We start from the raw sequence: 26,558 nt of genomic DNA, 5'->3' as shown, positions 1-26,558 counted from the left end.
CTTCCTTCGTCTGCCTGTACGAAATCCCTGCTGTAATGGAGCGAATTCCGCTGCCACCACCACCCTGCAAACTCTCGCCTCGTCACAAGCTCAACTTTCCTGGCAATCGAAACACATGGCCTGGCCCGCACGGTAAAGGATCGGGCTGCCGGCAGTTGGCCCAAGAGCAAGCCTAGCGATACCGCGGCGGCTTCACGGTATCGATGTAGAGCACGCCATCATAATGGTGTGCCGGCACGAGCTGGACGGCCCTGACTCCCCATGACCTGGCTCCGAGGCTGCTGTTCAGCCAGGCGGCGTCCGGCTGCCCCTGCGGGCGCGAGAAATCAATCAGGCTCATCTTGTAGCCGCCATTGGCGAGGAGCGCTTCGAACGAATCGGCCGCGGGAGGCTGGATCCCGTAGATGCGGCGATTGTTGAAGGCGCCAGCGCCGCGTCCCATGTACAGGCCCAGCGTGTAGAGCTCGGAACGGCGCCGCTCCGTCAGCCAGGCGCCCATCGGTTTCCAGCTTTCGGCCTGCTCGGGAGCGTGGGCAATGTGCGCGTTGTGGGCCCATACGATCACTTTCTGCTTCGGATACAGTTCGTCGAGCACGAAGTCCAGGTTGTCCGCCATCGCGCGATCCCTCACCCCGTTGCCTTCCGCTGCCGGCACCATGCGCATGTGGACGAAGGCGATCCGCGAGCGCGCTTCCTGGATGGCGAGGTCGACCCGGTTGGGCCGGTCCCCCAGGTGCGCCAGCAGGCGTGCGCGGTGCTGTTCCAGGGTGCGCAGCAAGCCTGTGTAGTAGGCAAGCGCGGCCTGCGCATTGTCCTTGTCGATCTTCTTCAGATTCGCTTCATGCTGCAACAGGGCAGGCACGGCGGCCGGATCGACAATCTCGAGCATCGTGCGGAAGCGAGCGCTGGTGGCACCAGAGCCGCTGCTTGGCTGGTTGTCGAAACCGGTGACCCGCAGCGGACGCGAACTGGCCTGGGTCTTGCGTACATAATCGAACAGGGCCAGCACCTCGTCGGTGTGCCAGATGGCGAACAGGCAGGAGCGCATGGTCTTCTCCGGGCTTTCCGCCGCAGCCGCTTCGCCGGCCACGTCGCAGTCCGTCATCGAACTTTCGAACGCAATCACGTCAAAGCCGAGCTTTTCGTGGAGGAATTTGATCAGCCTCACTTTCATCCAGTTGAACTCGGCGACGCCATGGCTGCTCTCGCCCAGCTGGATGATGCGTCGATCGCCGAGCAGTGGACCGAGGAAGGCAAGATCGGAAAAATCCTCGCTGAACAGGGACCGGATCGGATGGCGATGTGCCAGCACGTCGCGCCGCCAGTCGGGACGAACGCCCGGCATGGCCGCCGCCGGCAAGCGCAGCTCGTCGTCGTCCAGCAAGGCTTGCGAGAGCGCCGGCTGTGGCGCGACTTGTCCACCGCCGGGAACGGCAGGTGCCACCCTGCCTTCTTCATTCGCCACCAGCTTCAGGTCGGAGAACCAGGCGCTGCCGCTTCCCGTCATCATGGCGCCAACCCGCACCGTTTCCGCGTCTGAAGCGACAGGCACGACGATCCTGAATGGGCGCCATGCGCTGTCCCCGCGCGCACCCTCTTCCGCCGAATTCTTGTAGGCGAGTACCTTGCCGCTCGCGCGCACGCTCGCAAACAAGCCAGCCCAGCCATCGTTGACCCCTTGGGTGCGTATCCTTCCCGACAGCGTCAGCGTCCGGACGCGCGCCGCGGCGACTGGCAGGTCACGGTACACGGCCCCGAGCTGCCCGGCCGCCTGCGGCGCCGTTGCGCTCAGCTTCACGGCGCAGGGTGCCGGTGGTGCCGCATCGCACACCTGCTCAGCCAGATAACCGTTCAGGCCCGTCTTCCACAGCGCCGGGCCGCCCTGCTTCTGGTTCCAGTCGCGCAGTTGCGGATTGGGGAGAGGGAGTTCCTGGGCGGCAGCCTGAAGCGTACCGGTCAGCAGCACTGCGGCGAGTGCATGGGTCAAGCGCGTGTTGGTCATGTGGTTCATCGTGAGCCAAGCGTGGAGGGGAAGCACTGTAGGCGGCAGAGCCGGACTGGTTAGCGACGCCCAGCATATCAAGCGGCAACAGCCGAAACATCGCAGATTGTCACGCAGGGCCGCCAGCGGCCGGCGTCACAAAGTTGTTGCGCTTGCAATATTCTTGACGCATACTCAGCGTTGAGGCATTTCCCACCGCAGCCCGACAGGGAGAGCGACGATGAGTATGCAAGTCCGCAACAGCAGCGCGACGGGCCGGGCCTGCCACGAGGGCCACGATCAGCACCATGGCCAGGCTGGCCGCAATGGCCACGATGGCCACGATGGCGACAAGTTGTATGAACACGCCCCATGCGGCCTGCTGCTGGCCGATACCGACGGCCTGCTGCTGCGCGCCAACGGCACCGCCTGCGGCTGGCTCGGCTTCGCGCCTTCCGAACTGGCCGGCATCGTGCGCATCCAGGACCTGATGACGGCCGGCGCGCGCCTGTTTCACTATACCCATTGCATGCCCGTGCTGGAGGGCCGCGGCTCGGTGGCGGAGCTGCAGATCGACCTGCGCCACCGCGACGGCACCCGCCTGCCGATGCTGGTGAACATCGTGCGCCGCCGCGAAGGCGGCCGGCTGCGCGACCAGTGGGCCCTGTTCATGGCTACCGAACGCCAGTCCTACGAGCGCGAACTGCGCCATGCGCGCAAGCTGGCCGAGGAAGCGCTGGAAGCGCGGCGCGACGCCGAGTGCCAGCTGCGGGACCTGAACGACGCCTTGTGCGCCGCCGACCGGCGCAAGGATGAATTCCTGGCCACGCTGTCGCACGAGCTGCGCAACCCGCTGGCGCCGCTGCGCAGCGCGCTCGAAGTGATGCGGCGCACGCCTGCGGCCGAGGGACCCAACGCGCGCCTGCTGGGCGTGTTCGACCGCCAGCTGCACCACCTCACCCACCTGGTGGACGACCTGATGGAAGTCTCGCGCATCACCCAGGACAAGATGGAGCTGCGGCGCGAAGCCGTGGACCTGGCGGCCCTGGCGCGCGCCGCCGTGTGCGACACCGCGGGCCTGATGGAACAGGCGCGGCACAGCCTGGAACTGGCGCTGCCCGAACAGCCGGTCACGGTGGACGCCGACCCGACCCGCATCAACCAGGTACTGGTCAACCTGCTCACCAACGCCACCAAGTACACGCCGCCGGGCGGGCACATCGGGCTGTCGCTGGCGATCGAGGAAGATCGCGGCACCGGCGCGCACGCGGTGCTCGCGGTCAGCGACAACGGCATCGGCCTGCCGCCGCATGCCCTGGGCACGGTGTTCGACATGTTCTCGCAGCTGGAACCGGCGCTCAAGCGCGCGCGCGGCGGGCTCGGGATCGGGCTGTCGCTGGCGCGCGGCATCGTCGAGCTGCATGGCGGAAGCATCACCGCCGACAGCGAAGGCGAAGGCCGGGGCAGCCGCTTCACGGTGCGCCTGCCGCTGGCGCAAGGCGCGGCGCGGATACAGGCGGCGGCGCCAGCCTGGCCTGCGCCGGCGCGCATCCTGGTGGTGGATGACAATGCCGATGCCGCCGACATGCTCCTAATGGCGCTCGAGCAGTTCGGCTGCGAGGTGCGCACCGCCAACAGCGCCGGCGCGGCGCTGGCGCTGGTGCAGGAGTTCGCGCCCGAGGTCGCCCTGCTCGACATCGGCCTGCCCGACCTGAACGGCTATGAACTGGCGCAGCGCCTGCGCGCGCTCGACGCCGGGCGCGGCATGCGCCTGATCGCGGCCACCGGCTGGGGCCAGGAAAAAGACCGCCAGCGCGCCTTCGACGCCGGTTTCGACCACCACCTCACCAAGCCGATCGACTTCGAGCGCCTGCGCAGCGTGCTGGCGGCGCCACGGCCGTGACAATGCGTGAATCCTGGCGCCCGCCGCGCGTGCTATCGTCGGGTTTTATGTCGACATGGCCTCACCGATGCGTCCCTTCCCGCGCCTTATCCCTCCCTTGCCGGTCCAGCTGGCCTTCTTTGCCTTCGCCCTGACGTTTTCCACCTCGGCGCTGAAGACCTTCTCCTGGGTGGGCCAGGTCGCGCTGCCCGCCTGGTGCTATGTCGCTGGCGGCCTCGCCAGCGTGCTGGTGTTCGGGATCTTTTATACCTTCATGTGGGGCGTGATGAACTGGCATGCGCAGGCACAGGCACAGGAAAACGGCGGCACACGCGTTTGACGGAGCGGACATGGACTACGACAACACCAACCCCTTTGCCAGGATCCTGCGCGGCGAACTGCCTTGCGTGAAGGTCTACGAAGACGCACTCACGCTCGCGATCATGGACATCATGCCGCAGGCCCCCGGCCACGTGCTGGTGCTGCCGAAGGAGCCGGCGGCCGAGCTGTTCGCGCTCTCCGACGAGGGCGCCGCGGCCTGCATCCGCACCACGAAGAAAGTCGCGGCGGCGGTCAAGGCCGCGCTGGGGGCGCCGGGCATCATGATTGCCCAGTTCAACGGCAGCGCGGCGGGACAGACCGTCCCGCATGTGCACTTCCACATCGTCCCGCGCGAGGGGGCGGCGGCGCTCCTGCCCCATGCCGCCGTACCGGCCGATGGCGAGCAGCTGCGCGCGATCGCCACGCGCATTGTCGCGGCCCTGGGCGGCTGAAGCCTGGCGCGGCCGCCCCGCCGCGCTGGCAGGCGATGCCCGGCATGGCGTGCTCTGGCAACTGGCTGGCTAGGCTAGCATGAGGCTTTCCTGCCAGGAGGGCCCATGGAATTACTACTCGATCCGAACGTCTGGATTGCTTTCCTCATGCTCAGCGCCCTCGAAATCGTGCTGGGCGTGGACAACATCATCTTCATCTCGATCCTGGTGGGCCGCCTTCCTCCCGACATGCGCGACCGCGCACGCCGGCTGGGCCTGGGCTTCGCCATGGTATCGCGCCTGCTGCTGCTGTTCTCGCTCAGCTGGGTGATGGGACTGACCACCGACCTGTTCACGGTGGCCAGCCAAGGGATCAGCGGACGTGACCTGGTGCTGCTGTTTGGCGGCCTGTTCCTGCTCTACAAGGCCTCGCACGAGATCTTTGTCGAGGTGGAAGCGAAGGACGCCGCCGGGCCCCAGGACGTGGTCGGCACCGCCGCCGCGGCCGCGGCAAGCAAGAAGCTGTTCTGGAGCATCATCGGCCAGATCGCCGTCATCGACATCGTGTTTTCGCTCGACTCGGTCATCACGGCGGTCGGCATGGTCGACCAGATCAGCGTCATGGTGGCGGCCGTCATCTTCTCGGTGCTGGTGATGCTGGTAGCGGCCAAGCCGATCGGCGAATTCGTCGACCGCCATCCCTCGGTGAAGGTACTGGCGCTTGCGTTTTTGGTCATGGTCGGCATGGCGCTCACCGCGGAAGCCTTCGAGGCCGAGATACCAAAGGGATACATTTATGCCGCGATGGCCTTTTCGCTGGCGGTGGAAGCGCTCAACATCCGCGCCCGCGCCAAGCGCAAGGCACTGCCACCGCGGGTGTAGGAGGATTGCCGGCGCGTCCCGGCTGCCGACGCGCCGCCTAGCCGGGTGCCGTGTCCTGGCGGATCACGCGGTCCGGTGTCCCGGTCCAGTCGGTCATCAGGGAGTAGCCCACGGCGAGCAGGGTCGGGCCGATGAACATGCCGACGAAGCCGAAGGCGATCACCCCGCCCAGCACGCCGAGCAGCGTGAGCAGGAAAGGCAGGCTGCTGCCGCGGCTGATCAGCATCGGACGCACGATGTTGTCGACGCCGCTGATCAATACCGTGCCCCAGATCACCATGAAGATCGCCCAGCCGGTTTCATGCTGCAGGAACAGCCAGAACGCCGCGCCGCCCCAGATGATGGGCGGGCCGACCGGGATCAGGGACGAGATGAACACCATCACCGACAGCAGCGGCACCGCCGGCACCCCGGCGATCGTGAAGCCGATCGCCGCCACCAGCGCCTGCGCCAGCGCGGTGCCGAGCAGGCCGTACATCACGCCGCGCACGGTCTGGCCGACCGTGTTCGAGACCGATTCGGCATCCGCCCCCATCACCCGCCGCATCGTCACCGTCACCACCTCGAGCAGGGCTTTGCCGTCGCGGTAGAAGAAGAAACTCACGAAGGCGGCCAGGCTGAGCTGGACCACGCCGGTGCCCAGCATCAGGCCGCCTGCCAGCAGGTAGCGGCGCGCCGGCTCCAGCATGCGCTGGGCCAGCGCGATCATCTCCTCGCGGCTGGCGACCAGCCGGCGCAGGTAGCTGTCGATGGAGTCGCCCACCAGCGGAATGTCGCGCACCCAGGGCGGTGGCATCAGCGCGCGGTGTTCGATCGCCTGGCGCAGCTCGGTGAAGCCGCGCGCGACGTCGTCGGCCAGGTTGTAGGCCACCATCGACAGCGGGATGATGACCAGGAGGGTGAGCGAGAGCGTCATGGTGAGCGCCGCCAGCGTGCGGTGGCCGCGCATGGCGCCCTGCAGGCGCAGGTACAGGGGCCAGGAAGAGATCACGACGCAGGCCGCGAACAGGATCGCGGCCAGGAAGGGCTTGAGGACGTAGAGGCAGCCCAGCGTCAGCAGGACGACGATGGCGATGCGGGTGTAGTTGCGGCCTGGGCGTGCTTCCATGCGGTCCCTGTCGAGTGGCGTTTTTGCCATCATAACAGCAGACCGGGCGGGGCCGGGCCTCAGAGCAGCTGGCGCAGGTCGGCGGCGATCGCCCCCGGTTCGGCTTCGTGGCGCACCAGCAGGCGCACCCTGCCCTCGCGGTCGAACACGTAGCTGCCCGTCATGTGGTCCACCGTGTAGTTCTTCGGGTCGTCGCCCGACGGACGCTTCTGGTAGAAGACCTTGAACTCCTTTGCCGTGCGGGTGGTGGCCTCCTGGTCACCGTACAGGCCGATGAAGCCCGGGTCGAAAGCGGGCACGTAGGCGGCCAGCAGCTCCTGGGTGTCGCGTTCCGGGTCGAGGGTGACGAACAGCACCTGCACGTCCTTCGCCGCCGGACCGAGATCCTTCATCACGGCCGCCATCTTGGCCATCGTGGTCGGACACACGTCCGGGCACTGGGTATAGCCGAAGAACAGCACCACCAGCTTGCCGCGGAAGTCCTGCAGCGTGCGCGGCTTGCCGGTGTGGTCGGTCAGCGCAAAGCCCTTGGCGTACTCGAGACCGGTGATGTCGGTGCTGTGGAAAGCGGGCGTCCTGGTGGTCAGTTTGTCGCAGCCGGCGGCAAGGACAGCCGCCGCCAGCATCAGCGCACTCAGCAGTTTTTTCATGGCTTAGAACTTGAAGTAATGGTCCACCAACAATGCGGCGAACAGCAGCGACAGGTAGACGATCGACCAGGCAAAGGTCTTGCGCGCGGCCAGGTCGCTGTAGTGTTTATGCACACGCCACGAGTGGCGCAGGAAGACCGCGTTGAGCGCCACGGCCGCCGCCAGGTAGATCAGGCCGCTCATGCCGACGGCGAAGGGCAGCAGGGTGGTGGCCGCCAGCGCGATGGTGTACAGCCACACCTGCAGGCCCGTGTAGGCCATGCCGTGGGTGATCGGCAGCATCGGCAGGCCGGAACGGGCGTAATCCTCGCGCCGGTACATGGCCAGCACCCAGAAGTGGGGCGGCGTCCAGACGAAGATGATCAGGACCAGCAGCCAGGCCTGCATCGGCACCTCGCCCGCCACCGCGGCCCAGCCCAGGGCCGGCGGCATGGCGCCGGACAGGCCGCCGATCACGATGTTCTGCGGCGTGGCCGGCTTGAGCAGCATGGTGTAGATGAAGGCGTAGCCGACGAAGGTGACGAAGGTCAGCCACATGGTGAGCGGATTGACGAAGGCATACAGCACATACATGCCGAGGCCGCCGATGACGGTCGAGAACACGATCGTCTGGGTGCTGGTGAGCTCGCCCCGCGCGGTGGCGCGGCGCGCGGTGCGCGCCATGCGCGCGTCGATCTTCGCCTCGACCAGGCAGTTCACGGCAAAGGCGGCGCCGGCCAGCAGCCAGATGCCGACAGTGCCGGCGACCAGCACCTGCCAGCCCGGCAGACCGTCGGTCGCCAGGAACATCCCGATGACCGCGCAGAACACGGCCAGCTGAGTGACGCGGGGCTTGGTCAGGCTCCAGTACTGGGCGGCGCGGCTCGGCGGTTTATGGAGGGCGGTCTGGGTCGTCATCGATGGGGGACTGGCTGGCTCGGAACGCGGCAGCGCCGCGGCGGGCGGAAACGCGGCGGGCCTCATGCTGCGGGCCGCGCTGCGCGGTTCACGTCAAGTTGCTGTTTCACCCGATAGTTTAACATGGTCACCAGCAGGACCAGCAGCGCCGCCCCGGCGTTATGCATCACAGCAATAGCGAGCGGGAAATCGAGATAGACGGTGGCGATCCCCGTCAGCAGCTGCACCCCCAGCACGATGGCCAGCCAGCGCGCGTGCCTGGCCAGGTAGGCATGGCGCCCTGCCCGCCACACCAGCAGCCCCACGACCGCCACCACGACCAGGGCGACATTGCGGTGCACCCAATGGATCGCGACCAGGGCCGAGAACGGCAGGTAATGCCCCGCCGCGGTCTTGCCCAGTTCGCGCCACAGGTGGAAGCCATGCTCGAAATCCATTTCCGGCACCACGCGCCCGTCGCACAGCGGGAACTCGTCACAGGCCAGGGTAGCGTAGTTAGTGCTTACCCACCCTCCCAGCGCGATCTGCAGCGTGATCACCGCCGCGGCCAGGATGGCCAGGCGGCGCACGGCGCGCAGGCGCGCGTCGGCGCCATCCGAGGCGGCCGAAGGCGGCGGCGGATGCATCAGGAAATCTTCGCGCCCGCCCAGCCAGGTCAGCAGGGCCAGCAGGCCCATGCCCAGCAGCAGGTGGATGGTGACGATCACCGGCTGCAGCTTGAGGGTGACGGTCCAGGCGCCGAAGGCGCCCTGGATGCAGACGAACACGAACAGGGCCAGCGGGATGCCCGGCTTGAAGGCCTGCATCCTGGTCTTGCGCCACTGGACGATGGCGGTGACCAGCAGGGCCATGATGATCACGCCGATGCCCATTGCCAGGTAGCGGTGGATCATCTCGATCCAGGCTTTGGCGACGGTCACCGGGCCGGTCGGCATCGCCGCCTCGGCCGCGGCGATCTGCTCGTGTGCCAGGAAGGGATTGGCCATGCCGTAGCAGCCGGGCCAGTCCGGGCAGCCGAGGCCGGAATCGGTCAGGCGGGTGAAGCCGCCGAACACGATCAGGTCGAAGGTCAGGAACACGGCGACCCAGACCAGCTTGCGGAATTTGTTCGGATCCGAGGACATCCACACCATCGAGAGCGGCAGGATGGCCACCAGCAGGCCCATCAGGCCCAGTTGCAGCAGGGAAGAAGCTTGCATTGTCCAGTCCGTCTTCAGCCGATCGCCGATGCCTTGAGCAGCTTGGCGATGTCCTTGTACACCTTGCGCACGTCCGGATCGGCCGGGAAGCGCATCATCAGGTTGCCCAGCGGGTCGATCAGGTAGATGTGCTGCTCGGGCGTACCGCCCGCTTCCGCCGGCAGCCAGGCCTTGACGCTGTCCTGCGGCGCGCGCAGCAGGCGCATGCCGTCGTAGTTGCGGATCGTCATCGTGTCGAGCGGACGCGCGTCGGTCACCAGCCAGACCCGCTCGATGCGGTCCATGTTCTTGCCCTGCATCAGGCGCCACTGGCGCATCGCGAACAGCTGTTTCTGGCAGGCCTCCAGGCATTCGCCGCCGCCGACCTTCAGCATGATCCATTTGCCGGCGTACCGCTGCAGCGTCTCGGGACGGCCGTCGAGGGTGGTGCTGGCCATCGCCGGGATCGGCCGGGTACGCGGGTCGATCAGGGTGCCATAATTGGTGCGCCCTTCCGGTTTGATGACGTAATAGGTCAGGTAGGACAGGATGATCGGCGCCGCGCACACCAGCAGCACGGCCAGCAGTTTCCAGCGGCCCGAGCGCCGCGCATTCATCAGCCTGGTCGCCGGGTCGGTCGCCGGATCAGCGCCCGGCATCGCCTGTTGCATGGTTTGCTTCACGTTTTCCTGCTTCAGCTTGTCTTGATCCACGTCGGAATCCTGTGATTACAAAGAAGAGCACGGCCATGGCCGCCAGCGCATACCACTGGAAGGCGTAGCCGCGGTGCTTGTCGATGCCGCTCGCCGGCGAGGGCCAGGTGCGCAGCAGGCGCAGCTCGGGCCCGTCCGTCCGGTCCGGGCTGGTCTGCTGCACATAAAAATTCTGCAGCGGCATGCCGATGGCCGCGGAGGCGACGGCGGTGTCGATGTTCTGGACGATGGCGCCCGGCGCCAGCGGCGCCGGCCGGCCCAGGTCCATCACCTGGCCGGCCGAGGCCACCACGGTCCCTTCGATCGTGACTTCGCCGGCGGGCGTGTCGAACGCCGGCAGCTTGCCGTATTCCGCCGCGCGTGGCAACCACCCGCGCAGCACCAGCACGGAAACGGCCGAGTCCGCGACCTTGAAAGGCATGACAAGATAGTAGCCGGCACGGCCGGCCATCGGACGGTTGGCCAGGAACAGGGGCCAGTCGGCGACGAAGCGTCCGGTGAGACGTACGCGGCGGTAGGCGAGCGAGTCGGCGAGGGGCGCCGTGGCGCCGGCGATGGCGCTGCGCAGGCTCACCGGAGGCTGGTGGGCGCGCGCGGCCAGCCGTTCCTGGATGGCGAGCTTGGCGGCGGCCCTGCCCTGTTGCCAGTTACCCAGCGCAATGCCCAGCGTAGCGAGAAGGCATGCGGCGATGAAGGGAATCAGGCGAAAATGGAAACGGAACCGCATTACAATGCAACCTTCACCTTGACCGGGCCGACCATGAAACTGTTTGTTGCGATTGCCTTCATCCTGATCCTGGCCAGCCTGGCCTCGGCCCTGTTCTTCCTGATGCGCGACAAGGGCCAAAGCAACCGGACCGTGCATGCGCTGGCGATGCGGGTCGGCCTGTCGATCACCCTGTTCCTGTGCCTGCTGGCCGCCTACAAGATGGGGTGGATCGCCCCCACCGGTATCCGCTGAGGGACGGGGATCGGGTTCACTGCACCAGATTCCCCGCCACCCTGCTTACAGCCAGTACACGACCACGTACAGCCCCAGCCACACGACGTCGACGAAGTGCCAGTACCAGGCCGCGCCTTCGAAGCCGAAGTGGTTGTCCGCCGTGAAGTGGCCCTTGAGCACGCGATACAGTACCACCGACAGCATGATCGCGCCCATGGTCACGTGGAAGCCGTGGAAACCGGTCAGCATGAAGAAGGTCGAGCCGTAGATCCCCGAGGTCAGCTTCAGGTTCAGTTCCTGGTAGGCGTGCATGTACTCGTACACCTGGAAGCCCATGAAGACCGCGCCCAGCAGGATGGTGGCGGCCAGCCAGAAGGCGGTCTTGCCGCGCTGGCCGAGGCGCAGCGCGTGGTGCGAGATGGTGAGGGTCACGCCCGACATCAGCAGCAGCGCGGTGTTGATGGTCGGGATCGGGAACGGGCCCATGGTCTGGAAGCTGTCCACCACGCCGGCCGGCCCGGTGTTGCCCCAGGTCGGTGCGAAGTCCGGCCACAGGATCTTGTGGTCGAGGTCGGCCAGCCAGGGCATGCTCACCGCGCGGGCGTAGAACAGCGCGCCGAAGAAGGCGCCGAAGAACATCACTTCCGAGAAGATGAACCAGCTCATCGACCAGCGATAGGAAACATCGATCCGCTTGCCGTACATGCCCGACTCGGATTCGCCGATGGCGTCGCCGAACCAGAAATACAGCACCAGCAGGGTGGCGGCGATGCCGGCCAGGCATACGGCCGGGCCCCAGGGGGCGCTATTGACCCAGCCCGAAGCGCCGGCCATGGTCACGAGCAGCGAAAGGCCGGCGAACATCGGCCAGCGCGATGGGCCCGGCACGAAATAATAGGGCGCGGTATGTGGCGAACTCATTTTCATCTCCTCAATCTACTCTTTGAATTTTTGGGTGATTCGTGTGTCGCTGAAACTTGTTAACGCGTTGGCCGCCTGCCGGCTTACTGCGCCACCGCGAAGCGCACGACCAGCAGCAACAGGCCGATGAACAGGGCCGCCCCGAGCAGGCCGGCGATGATCACGTGCACCGGGTTCAGGTTGGCCGCGTCCTGTTCGTAGTCGCGGCGCTTGCGCACGCCGAAGAAGGACCAGAACACGGCCTTCATCGTGGCCAGGAAGCTGGGCGGCCGCTTGTGCACCTGCTGCTGCGGTTGGTCCGCCATTACTGTACCTTCCCTGCGCCGGCCGCCGCGGTCTGCACCGCCCCGCCGATCTCGAAGAAGGTGTACGAGAGCGTGATGTTCTTCACCTCGCGTGGCAGCGCCGGGTCGATGAAGAACACCACCGGCATCTGGCGCGCCTCGTTGGCCTGCAGGGTCTGCTCCTGGAAGCAGAAGCATTCCACCTTCTTGAAGTGCGGCGTCACCACCTGCGGCGCATAGCTCGGGATGGCCTGCGCCTTGATCGCCCTGCCCTGCTTGTTGACCACTTCATAGGTGACTGTGACCAGCTCGCCCGGATGCACGGTGATGCTGCGCTGGGTTGGCCGGAAGCGCCACGGCCCCTGCGAATTGCCATCGAGCTCGACGACGATGCTGCGCGTCTTGTCGACCTGCGAGTTCACGGGCGCGGCGACGAAGTCGCCCTTCTGGGTCAGCACGTTGATGCCGAGTACCTCGCAGATCTGGCGGTACACCGGCACCAGCGCATAGCCGAAGCCGAACATCACGACCGCCACCACCACCAGCTTGCCCAGGGTGGAGCGGTTCAGGCGGCGAACACGCTGGCTGATCGAGCCCATCTCAGCTCAGCCAGGTGAACTTGACGAACACGCTGGCGAAGAACAGCAGCGCGATCCCGCCCAGCACCAGGGCCGTCTTCAGGTTGCTCTTCTTCTGTGCCTGGGTAGCCATGATTTATTTCACCAGCGGCGGGGTTTCGAAGGTGTGGAAAGGCGCCGGGCTCGGCACGGTCCACTCCAGGCCTTCCGCGCCTTCCCAAGGCTTGGCTTCCGCCTTCTTGCCGCCACGGATGGTCGGCAGGATCACGAAGAACAGGAAGTAAGCCTGGGTCAGGCCGAAGCCGAAGGCGCCGATCGACACGATCATGTTGAAGTCGGTGAACTGGGTGGCATAGTCCGCATAGCGGCGCGGCATGCCGGCCAGGCCCAGGAAGTGCATCGGGAAGAAGGTGATGTTGAAGGTGATGAGCGAGGCCCAGAAGTGGACCTTGCCGCGGAATTCCGGATACATGTGGCCGGTCCACTTCGGCGCCCAGTAGTAGAAGCCCGCGAACAGCGCGAACAGCGAACCCGCCACCAGCACGTAGTGGAAGTGCGCGACGACATAATAGGTGTCGTGGACGATGATGTCGATCGGGGTCACCGCCAGGATCAGGCCGGTGAAGCCGCCCATGGTGAAGACAAAGATGAAGCCGACCGCGAACAGCATCGGGGTTTCAAACGTCATCGAGCCCTTCCACATGGTGGCGACCCAGTTGAACACCTTCACGCCAGTCGGCACCGAGATCAGCATGGTGGCGTACATGAAGAACAGCTGCGCGGTCACCGGCATGCCGGTGGTGAACATGTGGTGGGCCCAGACGATGAAGGACAGGATCGCGATCGACGCCGTCGCGTACACCATCGAGGCGTAGCCGAACAGCGGTTTGCGGGCAAAGGCCGGGATGATCTGCGAGACAATGCCGAAGGCCGGCAGGATCATGATGTAGACCTCGGGGTGGCCGAAGAACCAGAAGATGTGCTGGTACATCACCGGGTCGCCGCCGCCGGCCGCGTTGAAGAACGAGGTGCCGAAGTGGCGGTCGGTCAGGGTCATGGTGATCGCGCCCGCCAGCACCGGCATCACGGCGATCAGCAGGAAGGCGGTGATCAGCCAGGTCCAGCAGAACATCGGCATCTTCATCAGGGTCATGCCGGGAGCGCGCATGTTCAGGATGGTGACGATGATGTTAATGGAACCCATGATCGACGAGGCGCCCATGATGTGCATGGCGAAGATCGCCATGTCCATGCCCGGGCCCATCTGGGTCGACAGCGGCGCATACAGCGTCCAGCCAGCGGCGGTGGCGCCGCCCGGCGAGAAGAACGAGCCTGCCAGCAGGATCGCCGCCGGCGGCAGCAGCCAGAACGAGAAGTTGTTCATGCGGGCGAAGGCCATGTCGGAAGCGCCCACCTGCAGCGGGATCATCCAGTTGGCGAAGCCCACGAAGGCCGGCATGATCGCGCCGAACACCATCACCAGGCCGTGCATGGTGGTCAGCTGGTTGAAGAACTCGGGACGGAAGAACTGCAGGCCCGGCTGGTACAGCTCGGTACGGATCATCAGTGCCAGCACGCCGCCCGAGAGCAGCATGATGAACGAGAACCACAGGTACAGGGTACCGATGTCCTTGTGGTTGGTGGCGAACAGCCAGCGGCGGTAGCCGTGCGGATGGTCGTGCGCGTGATCGTGAGCGTGGTCGTGGCCGTCGTGTGCGTGATCAATGGTACTGGTAGTCATGGCGATTTCCCTGAAGCTAGATAGCTATATCACTTGCTGCGCGCGGCCAGCACTTCTGCCGGTTGCACGATGTTTTCCGCGGCCTTGTTCGACCAGGTATTGCGGGTATAGGTGATCACGGCGGCGATCTCGGTATCCGACAACTGCTTCCAGCCCGGCATGGCCGACGGGTAGACCGGGGTGTCCTGGCCGTTGAGCAGCACCTCGACCTGGTGCGCCTTGGCGCCCAGCACCACCTGCGAGCCGTCCAGCGGAGCGAAGGCGTTCGGAATGCCCTTGCCATTGGCCTGGTGGCAGGCGACGCAGTTGGCGGCGTACACCTGCTCGCCGCGGGTCTTCAGTTCATCGATGGTCCAGACCTTGTTCGGGTCGTCGGCCAGGGCGGCCATTTCCTTCTTCTTCGTGTCGACCCAGGCGGTGTATTCGGCATCGGTGACGACGCGCACCACGATCGGCATGAAGGCGTGGTCCTTGCCGCACAGTTCGACGCAGTTGCCGCGGTAGACGCCGACCTTGTTGGCCGTGAACCAGCCGTCGCGCACGAAGCCGGGGATGGCGTCCTGCTTGATGGCGAAGGCGGGGATGGTCCAGGCGTGGATCACGTCGTTGGCGGTGAACACCATGCGGATCTTCTTGCCGACCGGGACCACCATCTCGTTGTCGACTTCCATCAGGTAGTTCTCGGTCTTCTTCTCGGTGGCTTCCTGGCCCGGCAGGCCGATCTGGGCGCGCGGGGTCGACAGGTTCGACAGGAAGGAAATGCCCTCGCCTTCGCCGGTCAAGTAGTCGTAGCCCCATTTCCACTGCATGCCGGTGGCCTTGATGGTGATGTCGGCGTTCGAGGTGTCCTTCAGCGCGATCACGGCCTTGGTGGCCGGGAAGGCCATGATGATGACGATCAGGAAGGGAACGATGGTCCACGCGATCTCGACCGCGGTGGATTCGTGGAAGGTGGCGGCCTTGTGGCCGAGCGACTTGCGGTGCTTGAACACCGAATAGAACATGACGCCGAATACGCCGATGAAGATCGCCAGGCAAACCAGCATCATGCCGTTGTGCAGGCCGTAGATGTCAGCGCCGAGGGCGTTGACCGGGGTCTGCATGTTCAACTGGTGTTCGACCGGCCGGCCCGTGATTTCCGGAGCCGCCCATGCCGGGATGCCGGCCGTTGCTGCGAGGCCGAACATCCAGGCCCCAAGTCGCGATGCGTATGTCATGTTGTCCCCAACCACCCAAAATAAAAATATTTTTAACGGTCGGCCGCTCCATGAACGAACTGCCGCCGCTCCGAAACATAATTCGCAGAACGGTTCATACCAGTACCGCGAAATTGCGCTGCGGAAACGGTGGGGAACCTGCACGTCCACTGAGGTAGCGCGATGCTACCGGCTGCGGACGGCTCTGCTAATGCTGCAATTCAATTCTATTTTTGCGCCTGGACTGCTGCTTTTTTCAGCGTTTTTCTCGTGCAGGCGACAAAAATAGCCACTGATTATAAACAAATCAGTAATTTTTATTCAAGGAAAATCGGGCGCCATTGTTGCCGCAAGTTATTAAGGCTTGCGGGGCTGGAAACGCACGATCGCCTCCCCTGCCGCTGTCGTGCGTGGCGCCGGACGGAAGGCATGGCCATAGATGACTTCGAAGCTCAGGCCGAGCTTGCCGTCGGGGCGGCGCTGGGTCTCGAAGGCGTCCAGCACGCGCTGCCAGGCGGCCCGTCCGACCAGGCCGCGGCGGCGCGTGGCCAGCGGATTGCCGCCCAGGGCGCGTACGTCGGCCAGCAGGCTGGCCGCGCTATCGTAGGTGACCGTGATGCGCTCCATGTCCATCACCGGGGTCGAAAAACCGGCCTCCACCAGCTGGTCGCCGAAGTCGTGCATGTCGACGAAGGGCAAGGTATGCGGGCCCTCGTCGAGCGCGGCGAAGGCGGTGCGCAGCTCGGCGAAGGTGTCCGGACCGAAACAGGAAAACATCAGCAGGCCGTCGACCCGCAGCACGCGGCGCCACTCGGCGAATACCCGGTCGGGCTGGGGGTGCCAGTGCAGCGCCAGGTTCGACCACAGCAGGTCGAGCGCGTTCGGTCCGAAGGGCAGATTGCCGAAGTCGCCGCACAACAGGTCGACGCCGGCCTTGGCCGGCAGCAGGCGGCTGAGCATCTGGTTCAGCGAGCGGGTGGCCGGCGCCGGCGCCCGCGCGGCGGATGCCATCGCGGGCACGGCGTCGATGCCCAGGATCTGGGCGGCAGGATAGGTTTTCTGCAGCAGGGCCAGGTCGGCCCCGGCGCCGCAGCCGGCGTCGAGCACCTGTTTCGGGACGATTTTCACCAGTTGCAGGCGCTCGTGCATGCGGGCGGCGATCTCGCGGCGCAGGAAGTCGGAAGGCGCGATGCGGGCGGGTTGGGCAAACAGGGCCTGGACGCGCGCCGGGTCGATCGGTGCGCTCATCCGGGAAGGTTGTGGTGAAGCCATGGTGGTCGGGCTGACAAATGAGATAATGGCGGCAGTGTACATGCTTGCGCCGAACTTGCCCGGAGCCGAGCCGATGTCCCTGCCGTTCCACCTGCCTCACCTGTCGCAGCGGTCGCAACTGCGCTGGCCGCGCGCCTGGCTCGGCGCCCTGCTCCCCTGCAGCTGCGTGCTGTGCGGCGCGCTGGGCGACGCGGCCGTGTGCACGCCCTGTACCGCGGCGTATGCGCTGGACGGTCGCAGCCGCTGCCCCTGCTGCGCGAATCCGCTCGGCGTGAATCCGCTCGGCGTGAATGCGCTCGGCGCGCGCGAGGACGCACGCCGCTGCGGGGCTTGCCTGGCCGCGCCGCCCGCATTTGACGCCACCGTGGCCGCCTGCGATTATGCCGACCCGGTCGACCGCCTGGTGCTGCAGCTGAAGTTCGGCGCGCGCCTGGCGCTGGCGCCCTGGATGGCGCGCCGCCTGCACGATGCGCTGCTGGCCCGCCCCGGCCTGGCCCTGCCAGACCTGCTGTGCCCGGTGCCGCTGGGGCCGCGCCGCCTGGTCGAGCGCGGCTACAACCAGGCGCTCGAGATCGCGCGGCCGCTGGCACGGGCGCTGGGAATCGCGCTGGCGCCGCGGCTGCTGGCGCGGCCGCAGGATACGGCGGCCCAGTCCGGCATGGCACCCGGCGAACGGCGCCACAACGTGCGCGGCGCCTTTGCCCTCGCGGGCAGCCCGGACGCGCTGGCGGGACGGCACGTCGGCCTGGTCGACGACGTCATGAGCAGCGGCCACACACTCGATGAACTGGCCGGCGTGCTCAAGCGCGCCGGCGCGGCGCGCGTGACGAACCTGGTGTTCGCGCGCACGCCGCCCCACTGAACCCGAAGGAGAACAGCTTGTTCCACGTCGTCCTGGTCGAACCGGAAATCCCGCCGAATACCGGCAACGTCATCCGCCTGTGCGCCAACACCGGGGTGCAGCTGCACCTGGTCGAGCCGCTCGGCTTCCCGCTCGACGACGCCAAGATGCGGCGTGCCGGCCTGGACTACCACGACTACGCCACCATGAAGGTGCACAAGGACTGGGATGCCTTCCTGGCGGACGCCCGCCCCGATCCGGCGCGCATGTTCGCGCTCACCACCCACGGCTCCGCGCCGTTCGCCCAGGCGGGCTTCCGGCCGGGCGACGTGTTCGTGTTCGGCGCCGAGTCGCGTGGCCTGGACCCGGCGCTGCGCGAAAGCTTCCCGCCGGCCCAGCGCATCCGCCTGCCGATGATGCCGGACAACCGCAGCCTGAACCTGTCCAACACGGTGGCGGTCGTGGTCTACGAGGCCTGGCGCCAGAACGGCTACGCCGGCGGCGCCTGATGCTCCGGCCCCGGCCCCGGCCCCGGCGCGCTTGCGCCGCGCAATACCGGCAGCCACTGTGGTAGGGTTCCGGAAAAGCCACGCACGCGACCCTATGCACCCACGAACCGGCACCGCCCTGCTGCACGCATGAAGACACTGATCCATCCGGCACGGGCGGTGGCGCTCGGCTTCCTGGCCGCCATCATGGCCGGCGTGTTCCTGCTGATGCTGCCGGCCGCGCGCAGCGCCGGGGTGCCGGCGCCGCTCACCGTTGCCCTGTTCACCTCGGTGTCGGCGGTGTGCGTGACCGGCATGGCGATCGTGGATACAGGCAGTTACTGGTCCGGCTTCGGCCAGGCCGTGATCATGTTCCTGTTCCAGCTGGGCGGCTTCGGCCTGATGACGGCCGCCACCCTGCTCGGCCTGATGGTCAACCGCTCGCCGCGCCTGCGCACCCGCATGATGACGCAGACCGAGACACGCCTGCTGGGCCTGGGCGACATCAGCAGCGTGGCGAAGATCGTGTTCAAGGTCGCCGTGCTGTGCCAGCTGCTGCTGTTCGCGGTGCTCACGCTGCGGCTGCACTGGGGCCACGGCATGGACTGGCGCGCGGCCGCCTGGAACGGCCTGTTCCACGCCGCCTCGTCCTTCAACAACGCGGGTTTCTCGACCCATGCCGACGGGATGGTGCGCTATGCGGGCGACGCCCTGGTGCTGGTGCCGGTCATGCTGGCCATCGTCATCGGCGGCATCGGCTTCCCGGTGCTGCACGACCTGCGCTACCGCTGGCGCGACCCGCGCCACTGGTCGCTGCACACCAAGCTGACCCTGACCGGCTCATTGATCCTGCTGCTGGGCGGTTTCATCGCGATTGTTGCACTGGAATGGAATAATCCGCATTCCCTGGGCCCATTGTCGCTGTTCGGGAAACTATTGAACGGCATGTTCATGTCGGTCTCGGCGCGCACCGCCGGCTTCCACACGGTCGACATCGGCGCGCTCACGCCCGAGACCTGGGCCGTGCACTATATCCTGATGTTCATCGGCGGCGGCAGCGGTGGCACCGCGGGCGGGGTCAAGGTCGGCACCATCGCCATCCTCGCCCTCCTGGTGATCGCCGAAGCGAAGGGCCATACCGATACCGAGGCCTTCGGGCGCCGGGTCGGCGCATCGGCCCAGCGCCAGGCGATCACGGTGCTGGTCCTGGGCAGCCTGATCGTGGCTTTCGGCACCGTGATCCTGCTGCGCCTGACCCATTTCCCGACCGACCAGGTGATCTTCGAGGTGATCGCCGCCTTCGGCAGCACGGGACTGTCGACCGGCATCACCGCCGAGCTGCCGGCCGCCGGCCAGCTGCTGCTGGCGGTGCTGATGTTCATCGGCCGGGTTGGCACCATCACGCTCGCCACCTCGCTCGTGCTGGGCGAGCGGCGCATGCCTTATCGTTATCCGGAGGAGCATCCAATTGTTGGGTAGGATTTTTACAGAGCAGTTCGCCTTCTCGGCGAGCGACAGCGTGGTCGTCATCGGCCTCGGGCGTTTCGGCGGCGCCGTCGCCCAATCCCTGATGCGCCTGGGCCACGACGTGATGGGCATCGACCAGCGGGAAGACCTGGTGCAGTTCTGGGGCGACCGCCTGACCCATGCGGTGCAGGCCGATTCCACCAACGAGAGCACCATGCTGCAGCTGGGCGTGGCCGATTTCTCGCATGCGATCGTGGCGATCGGTTCCGACCTGGCCGCCAGCCTGATGACGCTGATGGTGCTGACCGAGCTGGGCATCAAGGACATCTGGGTCAAGGCACAGACGCCGGAACACGGCCAGATCGCACAGCGCATCGGCGCCCACCACGTGATCTTCCCGGAAGCCGACATGGGCGCGCGGGTGGCGCACCTGATCACGGGGCGCATGGTGGACTTCATCGAGTTCGAGGATGGCTTCGCGATCGCCAAGATCCACGCCCCGGCCGAGACCCACCACCAGGCCCTGGCCGAATCGCAGGTGCGCTCGCGCCATGGCGTGACGGTGGTGGGCGTGAAGCGCGCCAACCAGGACTTCCAGCACGCGCAGCCGGAAACCCATATTCTGCCGGCCGACCTGCTGATCGTCTCCGGCCCCACCAAGAAAATCGAGCTGTTCGCTGCGGGCGGGCGCAAGCGCAAGTAGCGCGCCCGAACGAAACAACGAAACAACGAAAAACGGCCAGGCCCGCCCGCGCGTGCCTGGCCCTTGTTTCTTGCCGACTTACAGTGCCGGGATCAGGACCTTGTCGACCACGTGGATCACGCCATTGCTGGCGCGAACGTCAACGGCCGTGATGCGGGCCGCGGTCGCGGTGGTATCGCGGATGGTCGGCGGGGTGCCGGCATTGATCACGATGTTCTGGCCGGCCACGGTCGCCACCGGGCTGCCGAACGGGATCTGGGTCGACAGCACCTGGCCACTCACCACGTGGTAGGTCAGCACGGTGCGCAGCTGGGCCGGGGTGAGGCCCTGCGGCGCCGCGGCGAAGGCGGCATTGGTCGGCGCGAACACCGTGAACGGACCGGCGCCGCTCAGCGTGCCCTGCAGGTTGGCGGCGACCACCGCGCTCACCAGGGAGCTGAACTGCGGATTGGCCTGCGCCATCTGCACCACGTTCAGCACGCCGGGCGGCACCAGCACCTTGTCGACCACGTGGATCACGCCATTGCTGGCGGCGACGTTGGCGGTGCTCACGGTGGCGGTGGTGAGGGCGGCGTCGGTGATCTTCACGCCGCTGCTGAAGTCGAAGTTCAGGCGCGCCGGCGCGCCCGCGAAGCTGTAGGCGGTGGGCTGGGTCGCGCCGCCCGTGCTCAGGTCGGCCGCCAGCTTGCGCCCGCTCACCACGTGGTAGGTGAGGATGCTCTGCAGCGCGCTGGCCGGCAGCGCCGTCACCATCGCGTTGGCGTCGGCGAAGCCGAGCCGCACGGCCAGGTCGTTGAAGGCCTGGTTGGTCGGCGCGAACACGGTCAGCTGGGCGTTCGGATCGGTGAGCGTGCCGGCGATGCCGGCCTTGGTCACCGCCGCCTGCAGCGCAGTAAAGCCCTGTTCGCTGGCGACTTCGGCCAGGTTCTTCTGCGCCGGCATCGGCGGCATGTCGTCGTCGTCGCCGCCACAGCCGGCCAGGGTGGTGGACAGGGCCAGCACCGCCAGGCCCATTTTCAGGAAATTCCGGATCTTCATGAAAGTTCTCCGCATCGGTTTAACATCGGTTCACGGCGCGCGCAAGCGGAGGCAATGAACCGCTTGGATCGGTTCAATTCCACAGGAGCGCTCAAGGAAAACGGGTGCCGGAGATGGCAGGAAAAACCGCCATGACGGCAACAATTCCAACGTGATCGACTATAAATCCGCAGCCGGGGCGCACGAATGGCGCTCCCGTGAAAAACCGGGTCAGGGAAGGGACATACGGCGGGCGCTGCCGAGCCCAGGGTGGGCGGCTCCACCCTGCAGCGCGGGCCGCCAGGTGGAGCCACCCACTCTACGGCCGGGTCTGCGCCAGGATGAAGGCATAGGTATCGGCCGCCTCCTGGTCCTGCTGGGCGCGGGTCGAACCCATGCCGTGGCCCGCGTCGAAATCGACCCGCAGCAGCACCGGCTTGCCGCTGGCACTGGCGGCCTGCAGGCGCGCCGCCATCTTGGCCGGATGGAAGGGCGCCACGCGCGGATCGGTCACGCCGGTGGTGAGCAGCACGGCCGGATACTTGCCGCCGTCCTTCACCGCCTGGTAGCTGTCGATGCTCTTCAAGGCCCGGAAGCCGGCCTGGTCGCGGATCGCGCCCCATTCCGGTTCCTCGGCAAAGCTGTTCTGCTCCGCCACGTAGCGCAGCGGATTGTGCCAGCCCACCCCCGATACCACGGCCGCGAACAGGTCCGGCCGCTCGGCCAGCGCCATGCCGGTCGGGATGCCGCCTGCCGAGCGTCCGCCGATGGCGGTATGGGCCGGGGCGCTGTAGCCCTGCTTGTGCATGTCCTCGACCACGGCGATCAGGTCGCGCCAGGTGTTCGGCTTGTTTTCCAGCTGGCCGGCGCGGTGCCAGTCGCGGCCGTATTCGCCGCCGCCGCGCACGTTGGCGAAGCCGACGATGGCGCCCTGGTCGATCAGGGCCAGCGAACGCCCGACGAAGGCCGGGGTATAGGCCGCGGCGCCGTAGCTGCCGTAGGCCGAGATGAAGGCCGGGTTGCGGCCGTCCTTCTTCAGTCCCTTCTTATACACCAGGCTGTACGGAATCTTCGTGCCATCCCTGGCCACGGCGAAGCGGCGCTCGGTGGTGTAGGGGCTGGTGTCGATCGCCGGCTTCGGCGTCAGGCCGGTGTCGGCGACCCTGCCGCCGGCATCGATGCTCCAGACCGCGGTCGGGGTCAGCCAGCCGGACAGCAGCATCAGCGCGCCCGGCGCCTCCGGGTCGGTCGCCAGCGCCGGAACCGTGCCATCGAACGGCAAGGCGATGCGGGTCAGCTTGCCATTCGCCTCCAGGCGCAACACGCGGCCGACGCCGCCGTCCATGGCGCGCAGGTAGAGCCCGTCGCGGGCCCGCGCCATGCTCTGCAGCACCAGGCCGGATTCCGCCACCACCTCGCGCGCGTTCCTCACGGACGGCGACTGGGCGCTGACCTTGACGATGCGCCCGCGCGGATGGCCGCGGTTCGACAGCAGGTACAGCTCGTCGCCCTGCAGCTCGGCGCCCGTCACTTCGTCGGCGAAGTCGGCCACCGCGGTCCAGCGCGCCCTGCCCTTGAGCACGTCCTGCAGCGGCGCGACCAGGATCCGGTACTCCTGGCGCACGTCGCCCAGCATCAGCAGCGCATGGCGCGAATGGGGCGTGGTGAACACGAAGGGCATCTGGATCTTGTCGTACTTGACGGCCCGGTCCTGGCCGCGCGCCATGATGACGCGGTCCCTGGACGGGTCGTCGCCGATGCGGTGGAAACGGGCGCGCGCATCGAGGAAGCGTTCCGGCGTGTTGACCTTGCCGGTGAGCTGGTTGTAGAAGAACCCGGTACTGTCCGCCAGCCAGCTCGGGCTGGCGCTCTGGGTGTTGGCGATGCGTTCCGGCAGGATGGCGCCGCTGGCCACGTCCATGATGTGCAGCACCGAATCCTCGCTGCCATCCTTCGACAGGCCGTAGGCCAGCTTGCTGCCGTCCGGCGAGGCGCTCCACCAGTCCAGCGAATAGTGGCTGGTGGCGCTGTCCAGGGTGGTCGGGTCGACCAGCAGGCGGGTCTTGCCCTGGTCTTGCACGAACAGCTTGAAATTGTTGCTGCCGGCCGGGCGCTGCTGGTAGAAGGTCTTGCCGCCGGCGCGTTCGATGCGGCTCACGGCGGTGACGTCGCCCGACAGCTGCTGGACGCGCGCCAGCAGTTCGGCGCGCTGCGGCAGGGCGTCGAGCACCGAGCGGGTGTAGGCGTTCTGGTTCTTCAGGAAGGGCAGCCAGTCTGGATCCTTGTCGTTTTCCATCCAGCGGTAGCGGTCCACCACTTTCTCGCCGAAGTGGGTGTCGGTCACCGGCTCGACGCGGGCGACCGGCGGGCCGGCGGTGGCGGCGCTGGCAGCCAGCGCCAGCGTGGCGGCGCCGAACAGGCGGAACAGGACAGGCATGGGATTCTCCTCCGAGTTATTGTCTTGCAATATTGCCACGGATCCCACGCCCTGCCGCGGTTTTTTGCCTTACTTGCCGACCACCTTCAGCTGCTCGACCTCGAAGCCCGATTCGCCCACGAGTTCCTTGTCGAACTCGCCGGTCAGTTCGACCACGGTGTTGTGGTCGATCGTGACCCCGGCCGGGAAGTGTTTGGCGTCGATCTCCACCGTGATCTTGCCGCTGGCGTCGGCGAACTCGTAGTCCTCGCCGCCCTTGTGGCTGAGCAGCTTGCCCTGCAGGCGCGCGACCTGGTCGTCCTTGCCCTTGTCGAGCAGGTGCTTGACCGTCACCAGCGGCACGCTGGACGGGCCGGCATAGCGCCCCGCGCCAGGTGAAGGCTTGGCCGAGGGACCGGCATACCCGGTCGGCTGGGCGATGGCGAAGGCCGATGCGGCCAGGACGGCGGTGACGAGGGAAGCCTGGAAAATGCGTTTCATGTGCGCTCCTTGAATGTGATGAGCGGCGTGCGCCGCGACACAGGGCATTATCCGGCCGCACATTAAACCGATCTTAAGGCGCGCCCTGCCAGTCCAGCGTCACCCCCAGCCCGCGTCCGCCCAGGCCGGGACCGAAGCGCAGGGCGATGCCGTGCAGCTCGGCGATGCGGCGCACGATCGACAGGCCGAGCCCGCTGCCGCCCTCCTCCTGCCCCAACACGCGAAAGAATCGTTCAGTCAGGCGCGCCATGCTGGCCGCGTCCACGCCCGGCCCGTCGTCGCATACGCTGATCCACGCCTTGCCCGCCCGCGTACCGGCGCGTAGTTCGACCCGGCTCCCGGCCGGGCAGTAGCGCAGCGCATTGCCGACCAGGTTGCGCAGCGCGATGCCCAGCATCTGCGCATCGCCGCGCACCGTCGCGGGCGTGCCCTGCGGCGCGAGGGCGGCATCGAGCACGATACCGCGCCGCGCCGCCTCGTCGGCGAATTCCGCGGCCAACTCGGCAAACAGGGGCGCCAGGGCGAGCTCCCCGCTGGCCAGCTGGGCCCGGGCCAGGGGGTCGAGCCGGGCCAGGGTCAGCAGGCTGTCGACCAGCGCCGCCAGGCGCCCGACGTCCTGGCGCAACCTGCCGAAGGATGCCGCCAGCGCCGGGTGCTGGCGCTGCAGCAGCTGCACGTGCATGTGCAGGCCGGCCAGCGGCGTGCGCAGCTCGTGGGCGGCATCGGCCGTGAAGCGCCGCTCGGCCTGCAGCGCGGCGTCCAGGCGCGCCAGCACGCCGTTCAGGGCGCCGACGATGGGCAGCAGTTCGCGCGGCTGGCCATCGGTGGCCACCGGGGCCAGGTCGTCCGGGGTCTGGGCCGCGAGCGCGGCGGCGGTGCGGCGCAGCGGCGCCAGCACGCGCCCGGTGAGCCACCAGCACACCAGCGCCAGCAGCAGCAGGAAGCCGAGCACCGGCAGCCACAGGGCCTCGGCCAGTTCTTCCAGGATGTCGAGGCGCTTGGCGGCGCGCTGGCCCACCTGCACCTCGAAGCCGCGCGCCGCATCGCGCACCACGAATACGCGCCAGCGCTCGCCGTCCAGGCGCAGGTCGGCGAAACCGTGGTCGTCGCCGAAGCCGGCCACGAAGGGCCGCGCCGGCGCATCCGCGCTGCGCTGGACCACCCGGCCCGCCTCCACCAGCTGGTACTGCATGTCGACCCGGCGCACCCTGTCCTGCGCGGGCGGCGGCAGCGGCGCCAGCAGGCCGCGCGCATCGAGCTCGCCGCCGGCCGCCAGCAGCATGTAGGCCGACTCTTCGAGCGCATCGTCGAACACCTCGCCGGTCTCCTGCCAGGCGATCGCGGTGAGCGTGCCCAGGCTGGCCAGCCACAGCACGGCGCTGGCGCCCAGGATCGCGGCCAGCAGGCGCCGCCGCAGCGACCAGGCCGCGCTAGGCATCAGGCTTCAGGCGGTAGCCAAGACCGCGCACGGTGACGATGCTGTCGCTGCCGAACTTCTTGCGCAGGTTGTGGATGTAGACCTCGATGGCATTGCTCTCGACCTCCTCGCCCCAGCCGTACAGGCTTTCCTCGATCTGGGCGCGGGTCACGATGCTCCTGCGGCGCTGCAGCAGGGCCAGCAGCACGTGGTACTCGCGCGCGGTGAGCGCCACCGGCTGGCCGTCCAGGCTGGCCTGGCGCGTCTCGAGGTCGAGCGCGATGCCGCCGTGCGCGAGCCGGTTGCTGGCCTGGCTGGCGCCGCGTCGCACGGCGGCGCGGATGCGGGCCGACATCTCTTCCAGCTCGAAGGGCTTGACCAGGTAGTCGTCGGCGCCCAGGTCCAGGCCCTCGACCCGGTCGGCCAGCGCGTTGAAGGCGGTGATCATCAGCACCGGCACCCTGCTGCCGCCAGCGCGCAGGCCGGCCAGCAGCGCGTCGCCGGACAGGCCCGGCAGGCCGCGGTCGAGCAGCACGCAGTCGTAGTGGTGGGTGGCCAGCGCGCTGCGCGCGGCGTCGCCGCGCCTCACCCAGTCCACCGCGTGGCCGTCCAGGCGCAGCCAGGACTGGATGGTGTCGCCGAGCGAGGCGTCGTCTTCGGCCAGCAGGATGCGCATCCGGATTCCTCAGCAGGCGGGATGCGCCATCATGCCATGGATGGGCAGGGCCGC

Annotated in this window: 28 protein-coding genes; 9 read left to right on the top strand and 19 right to left on the bottom strand. The window is 67.3% G+C overall.

All coding sequences use genetic code 11. From position 1 onward, the window contains the following. Window positions 1-172 precede the first annotated feature (172 nt). The gene (locus tag LE190_RS14045) at window positions 173-2,011 is read right to left on the bottom strand and encodes an erythromycin esterase family protein (RefSeq protein ID WP_225239285.1); all 1,839 of its coding nucleotides are present in this window, start codon (window positions 2,009-2,011) and stop codon (window positions 173-175) included. A gap of 211 nt (window positions 2,012-2,222) precedes the next feature. Here LE190_RS14045 and LE190_RS14040 point away from each other — a divergent pair, with 211 nt between their 5' ends. The 4 genes from LE190_RS14040 (at window position 2,223) to LE190_RS14025 (ending at window position 5,497) form a co-directional block, all read left to right on the top strand. Then, entirely contained in the window at window positions 2,223-3,884 is a 1,662-nt protein-coding gene (locus tag LE190_RS14040; RefSeq protein WP_225239284.1) for a hybrid sensor histidine kinase/response regulator, read from the top strand. A gap of 55 nt (window positions 3,885-3,939) precedes the next feature. Next, window positions 3,940-4,203, top strand: coding sequence for a hypothetical protein (locus LE190_RS14035; RefSeq protein ID WP_225239283.1), 264 nt, complete (start codon window positions 3,940-3,942; stop codon window positions 4,201-4,203). A 10-nt stretch (window positions 4,204-4,213) separates the two neighbouring features. After that, window positions 4,214-4,636, top strand: coding sequence for an HIT family protein (locus LE190_RS14030; protein ID WP_225239282.1), 423 nt, complete (start codon window positions 4,214-4,216; stop codon window positions 4,634-4,636). A 105-nt stretch (window positions 4,637-4,741) separates the two neighbouring features. After that, a complete protein-coding gene (locus LE190_RS14025) occupies window positions 4,742-5,497 on the top strand; it encodes a TerC family protein (protein WP_225239281.1) in 756 nt (251 codons plus the stop codon). A 37-nt stretch (window positions 5,498-5,534) separates the two neighbouring features. Here the strand turns inward: LE190_RS14025 and LE190_RS14020 are convergent, their stop codons facing one another. The 6 genes from LE190_RS14020 to LE190_RS13995 all read right to left on the bottom strand — a co-directional run bounded on the left by LE190_RS14020 (window position 5,535) and on the right by LE190_RS13995 (window position 10,770). After that, on the bottom strand, window positions 5,535-6,605 hold the full coding sequence (locus tag LE190_RS14020) for an AI-2E family transporter (protein ID WP_225239280.1): 1,071 nt from the start codon (window positions 6,603-6,605) through the stop codon (window positions 5,535-5,537). Between the two features lie 59 nt (window positions 6,606-6,664). After that, window positions 6,665-7,255 carry an SCO family protein gene (locus tag LE190_RS14015; RefSeq protein WP_225239279.1) on the bottom strand — a complete coding sequence of 197 codons (591 nt, stop codon included), beginning with the start codon at window positions 7,253-7,255 and terminating at the stop codon, window positions 6,665-6,667. A gap of 3 nt (window positions 7,256-7,258) precedes the next feature. Then, a complete protein-coding gene (gene cyoE / locus LE190_RS14010; RefSeq protein ID WP_225239415.1) occupies window positions 7,259-8,152 on the bottom strand; it encodes a heme o synthase in 894 nt (297 codons plus the stop codon). A gap of 62 nt (window positions 8,153-8,214) precedes the next feature. Then, a complete protein-coding gene (locus LE190_RS14005) occupies window positions 8,215-9,351 on the bottom strand; it encodes a COX15/CtaA family protein (RefSeq protein WP_225239278.1) in 1,137 nt (378 codons plus the stop codon). Window positions 9,352-9,365: 14 nt separating this feature from the next. Then, window positions 9,366-9,989 carry an SCO family protein gene (locus LE190_RS14000; protein WP_501039617.1) on the bottom strand — a complete coding sequence of 208 codons (624 nt, stop codon included), beginning with the start codon at window positions 9,987-9,989 and terminating at the stop codon, window positions 9,366-9,368. Continuing rightward, window positions 9,976-10,770 (bottom strand): SURF1 family protein, encoded by a 795-nt coding sequence (locus LE190_RS13995; protein WP_225239277.1) that lies wholly within the window; start codon window positions 10,768-10,770, stop codon window positions 9,976-9,978. Before LE190_RS13995 ends, LE190_RS14000 begins: the two co-directional genes overlap by 14 nt. 33 nt (window positions 10,771-10,803) lie before the next feature. On the opposite strand from LE190_RS13995, the gene LE190_RS13990 reads away from it, so the two are divergent. Beyond that, window positions 10,804-11,004, top strand: coding sequence for a twin transmembrane helix small protein (locus tag LE190_RS13990; protein ID WP_225239276.1), 201 nt, complete (start codon window positions 10,804-10,806; stop codon window positions 11,002-11,004). Between the two features lie 45 nt (window positions 11,005-11,049). Here the strand turns inward: LE190_RS13990 and LE190_RS13985 are convergent, their stop codons facing one another. The 7 genes from LE190_RS13985 to LE190_RS13955 form a co-directional block, all read right to left on the bottom strand. Next, a complete protein-coding gene (locus LE190_RS13985) occupies window positions 11,050-11,907 on the bottom strand; it encodes a cytochrome c oxidase subunit 3 (RefSeq protein ID WP_225239275.1) in 858 nt (285 codons plus the stop codon). Between the two features lie 83 nt (window positions 11,908-11,990). Continuing rightward, window positions 11,991-12,212, bottom strand: coding sequence for a DUF2970 domain-containing protein (locus LE190_RS13980; protein ID WP_225239274.1), 222 nt, complete (start codon window positions 12,210-12,212; stop codon window positions 11,991-11,993). Beyond that, the gene (locus tag LE190_RS13975) at window positions 12,212-12,790 is read right to left on the bottom strand and encodes a cytochrome c oxidase assembly protein (protein WP_225239273.1); all 579 of its coding nucleotides are present in this window, start codon (window positions 12,788-12,790) and stop codon (window positions 12,212-12,214) included. The genes LE190_RS13980 and LE190_RS13975 overlap by 1 nt, the downstream gene beginning before the upstream one ends. Before the next feature lies 1 nt (window position 12,791). After that, complete coding sequence (locus tag LE190_RS13970; protein ID WP_225239272.1) at window positions 12,792-12,902, bottom strand: cytochrome oxidase small assembly protein; 111 nt, start codon at window positions 12,900-12,902, stop codon at window positions 12,792-12,794. Window positions 12,903-12,905: 3 nt separating this feature from the next. Continuing rightward, window positions 12,906-14,510 (bottom strand): cytochrome c oxidase subunit I, encoded by a 1,605-nt coding sequence (ctaD, locus tag LE190_RS13965; protein ID WP_224946155.1) that lies wholly within the window; start codon window positions 14,508-14,510, stop codon window positions 12,906-12,908. A 29-nt stretch (window positions 14,511-14,539) separates the two neighbouring features. Then, window positions 14,540-15,727, bottom strand: a complete 1,188-nt coding sequence (gene coxB, locus LE190_RS13960) for a cytochrome c oxidase subunit II (protein WP_439847492.1) — start codon at window positions 15,725-15,727, stop codon at window positions 14,540-14,542. Between the two features lie 336 nt (window positions 15,728-16,063). After that, the gene (locus tag LE190_RS13955) at window positions 16,064-16,954 is read right to left on the bottom strand and encodes a methyltransferase domain-containing protein (protein WP_225239270.1); all 891 of its coding nucleotides are present in this window, start codon (window positions 16,952-16,954) and stop codon (window positions 16,064-16,066) included. Window positions 16,955-17,051: 97 nt separating this feature from the next. On the opposite strand from LE190_RS13955, the gene LE190_RS13950 reads away from it, so the two are divergent. The 4 genes from LE190_RS13950 (at window position 17,052) to LE190_RS13935 (ending at window position 20,477) form a co-directional block, all read left to right on the top strand. Continuing rightward, window positions 17,052-17,840, top strand: a complete 789-nt coding sequence (locus tag LE190_RS13950; protein ID WP_225239269.1) for a ComF family protein — start codon at window positions 17,052-17,054, stop codon at window positions 17,838-17,840. 17 nt (window positions 17,841-17,857) lie between these two features. Then, on the top strand, window positions 17,858-18,328 hold the full coding sequence (gene trmL, locus LE190_RS13945; protein WP_225239268.1) for a tRNA (uridine(34)/cytosine(34)/5-carboxymethylaminomethyluridine(34)-2'-O)-methyltransferase TrmL: 471 nt from the start codon (window positions 17,858-17,860) through the stop codon (window positions 18,326-18,328). Between the two features lie 129 nt (window positions 18,329-18,457). After that, window positions 18,458-19,786, top strand: a complete 1,329-nt coding sequence (locus LE190_RS13940; protein ID WP_225239267.1) for a TrkH family potassium uptake protein — start codon at window positions 18,458-18,460, stop codon at window positions 19,784-19,786. Beyond that, window positions 19,776-20,477 carry a potassium channel family protein gene (locus LE190_RS13935; RefSeq protein ID WP_225239266.1) on the top strand — a complete coding sequence of 234 codons (702 nt, stop codon included), beginning with the start codon at window positions 19,776-19,778 and terminating at the stop codon, window positions 20,475-20,477. Before LE190_RS13940 ends, LE190_RS13935 begins: the two co-directional genes overlap by 11 nt. Before the next feature lie 78 nt (window positions 20,478-20,555). Here the strand turns inward: LE190_RS13935 and LE190_RS13930 are convergent, their stop codons facing one another. From LE190_RS13930 to LE190_RS13910, 5 genes are all read right to left on the bottom strand, one after another. Next, complete coding sequence (locus tag LE190_RS13930; protein WP_225239265.1) at window positions 20,556-21,515, bottom strand: fasciclin domain-containing protein; 960 nt, start codon at window positions 21,513-21,515, stop codon at window positions 20,556-20,558. Between the two features lie 298 nt (window positions 21,516-21,813). Beyond that, window positions 21,814-23,931 (bottom strand): prolyl oligopeptidase family serine peptidase, encoded by a 2,118-nt coding sequence (locus tag LE190_RS13925; protein WP_225239264.1) that lies wholly within the window; start codon window positions 23,929-23,931, stop codon window positions 21,814-21,816. Window positions 23,932-24,000: 69 nt separating this feature from the next. Beyond that, window positions 24,001-24,411: a YgiW/YdeI family stress tolerance OB fold protein gene (locus tag LE190_RS13920; protein ID WP_225239263.1), complete on the bottom strand. Its 411-nt coding sequence runs from the start codon at window positions 24,409-24,411 to the stop codon at window positions 24,001-24,003. 73 nt (window positions 24,412-24,484) lie between these two features. Continuing rightward, complete coding sequence (locus tag LE190_RS13915; protein ID WP_225239262.1) at window positions 24,485-25,849, bottom strand: ATP-binding protein; 1,365 nt, start codon at window positions 25,847-25,849, stop codon at window positions 24,485-24,487. Further along, the gene (locus LE190_RS13910; RefSeq protein WP_225239261.1) at window positions 25,842-26,504 is read right to left on the bottom strand and encodes a response regulator transcription factor; all 663 of its coding nucleotides are present in this window, start codon (window positions 26,502-26,504) and stop codon (window positions 25,842-25,844) included. Before LE190_RS13910 ends, LE190_RS13915 begins: the two co-directional genes overlap by 8 nt. Window positions 26,505-26,558 lie beyond the last annotated feature (54 nt).

The sequence above is a fragment of the Massilia hydrophila genome, from assembly GCF_020208145.1.
In the GTDB taxonomy this organism is placed as follows: Bacteria; Pseudomonadota; Gammaproteobacteria; order Burkholderiales; family Burkholderiaceae_D; genus Telluria; species Telluria hydrophila.
Note: the sequence above shows the minus strand (reverse complement) of the source record. Positions and strands in the feature narration are given on the sequence as shown.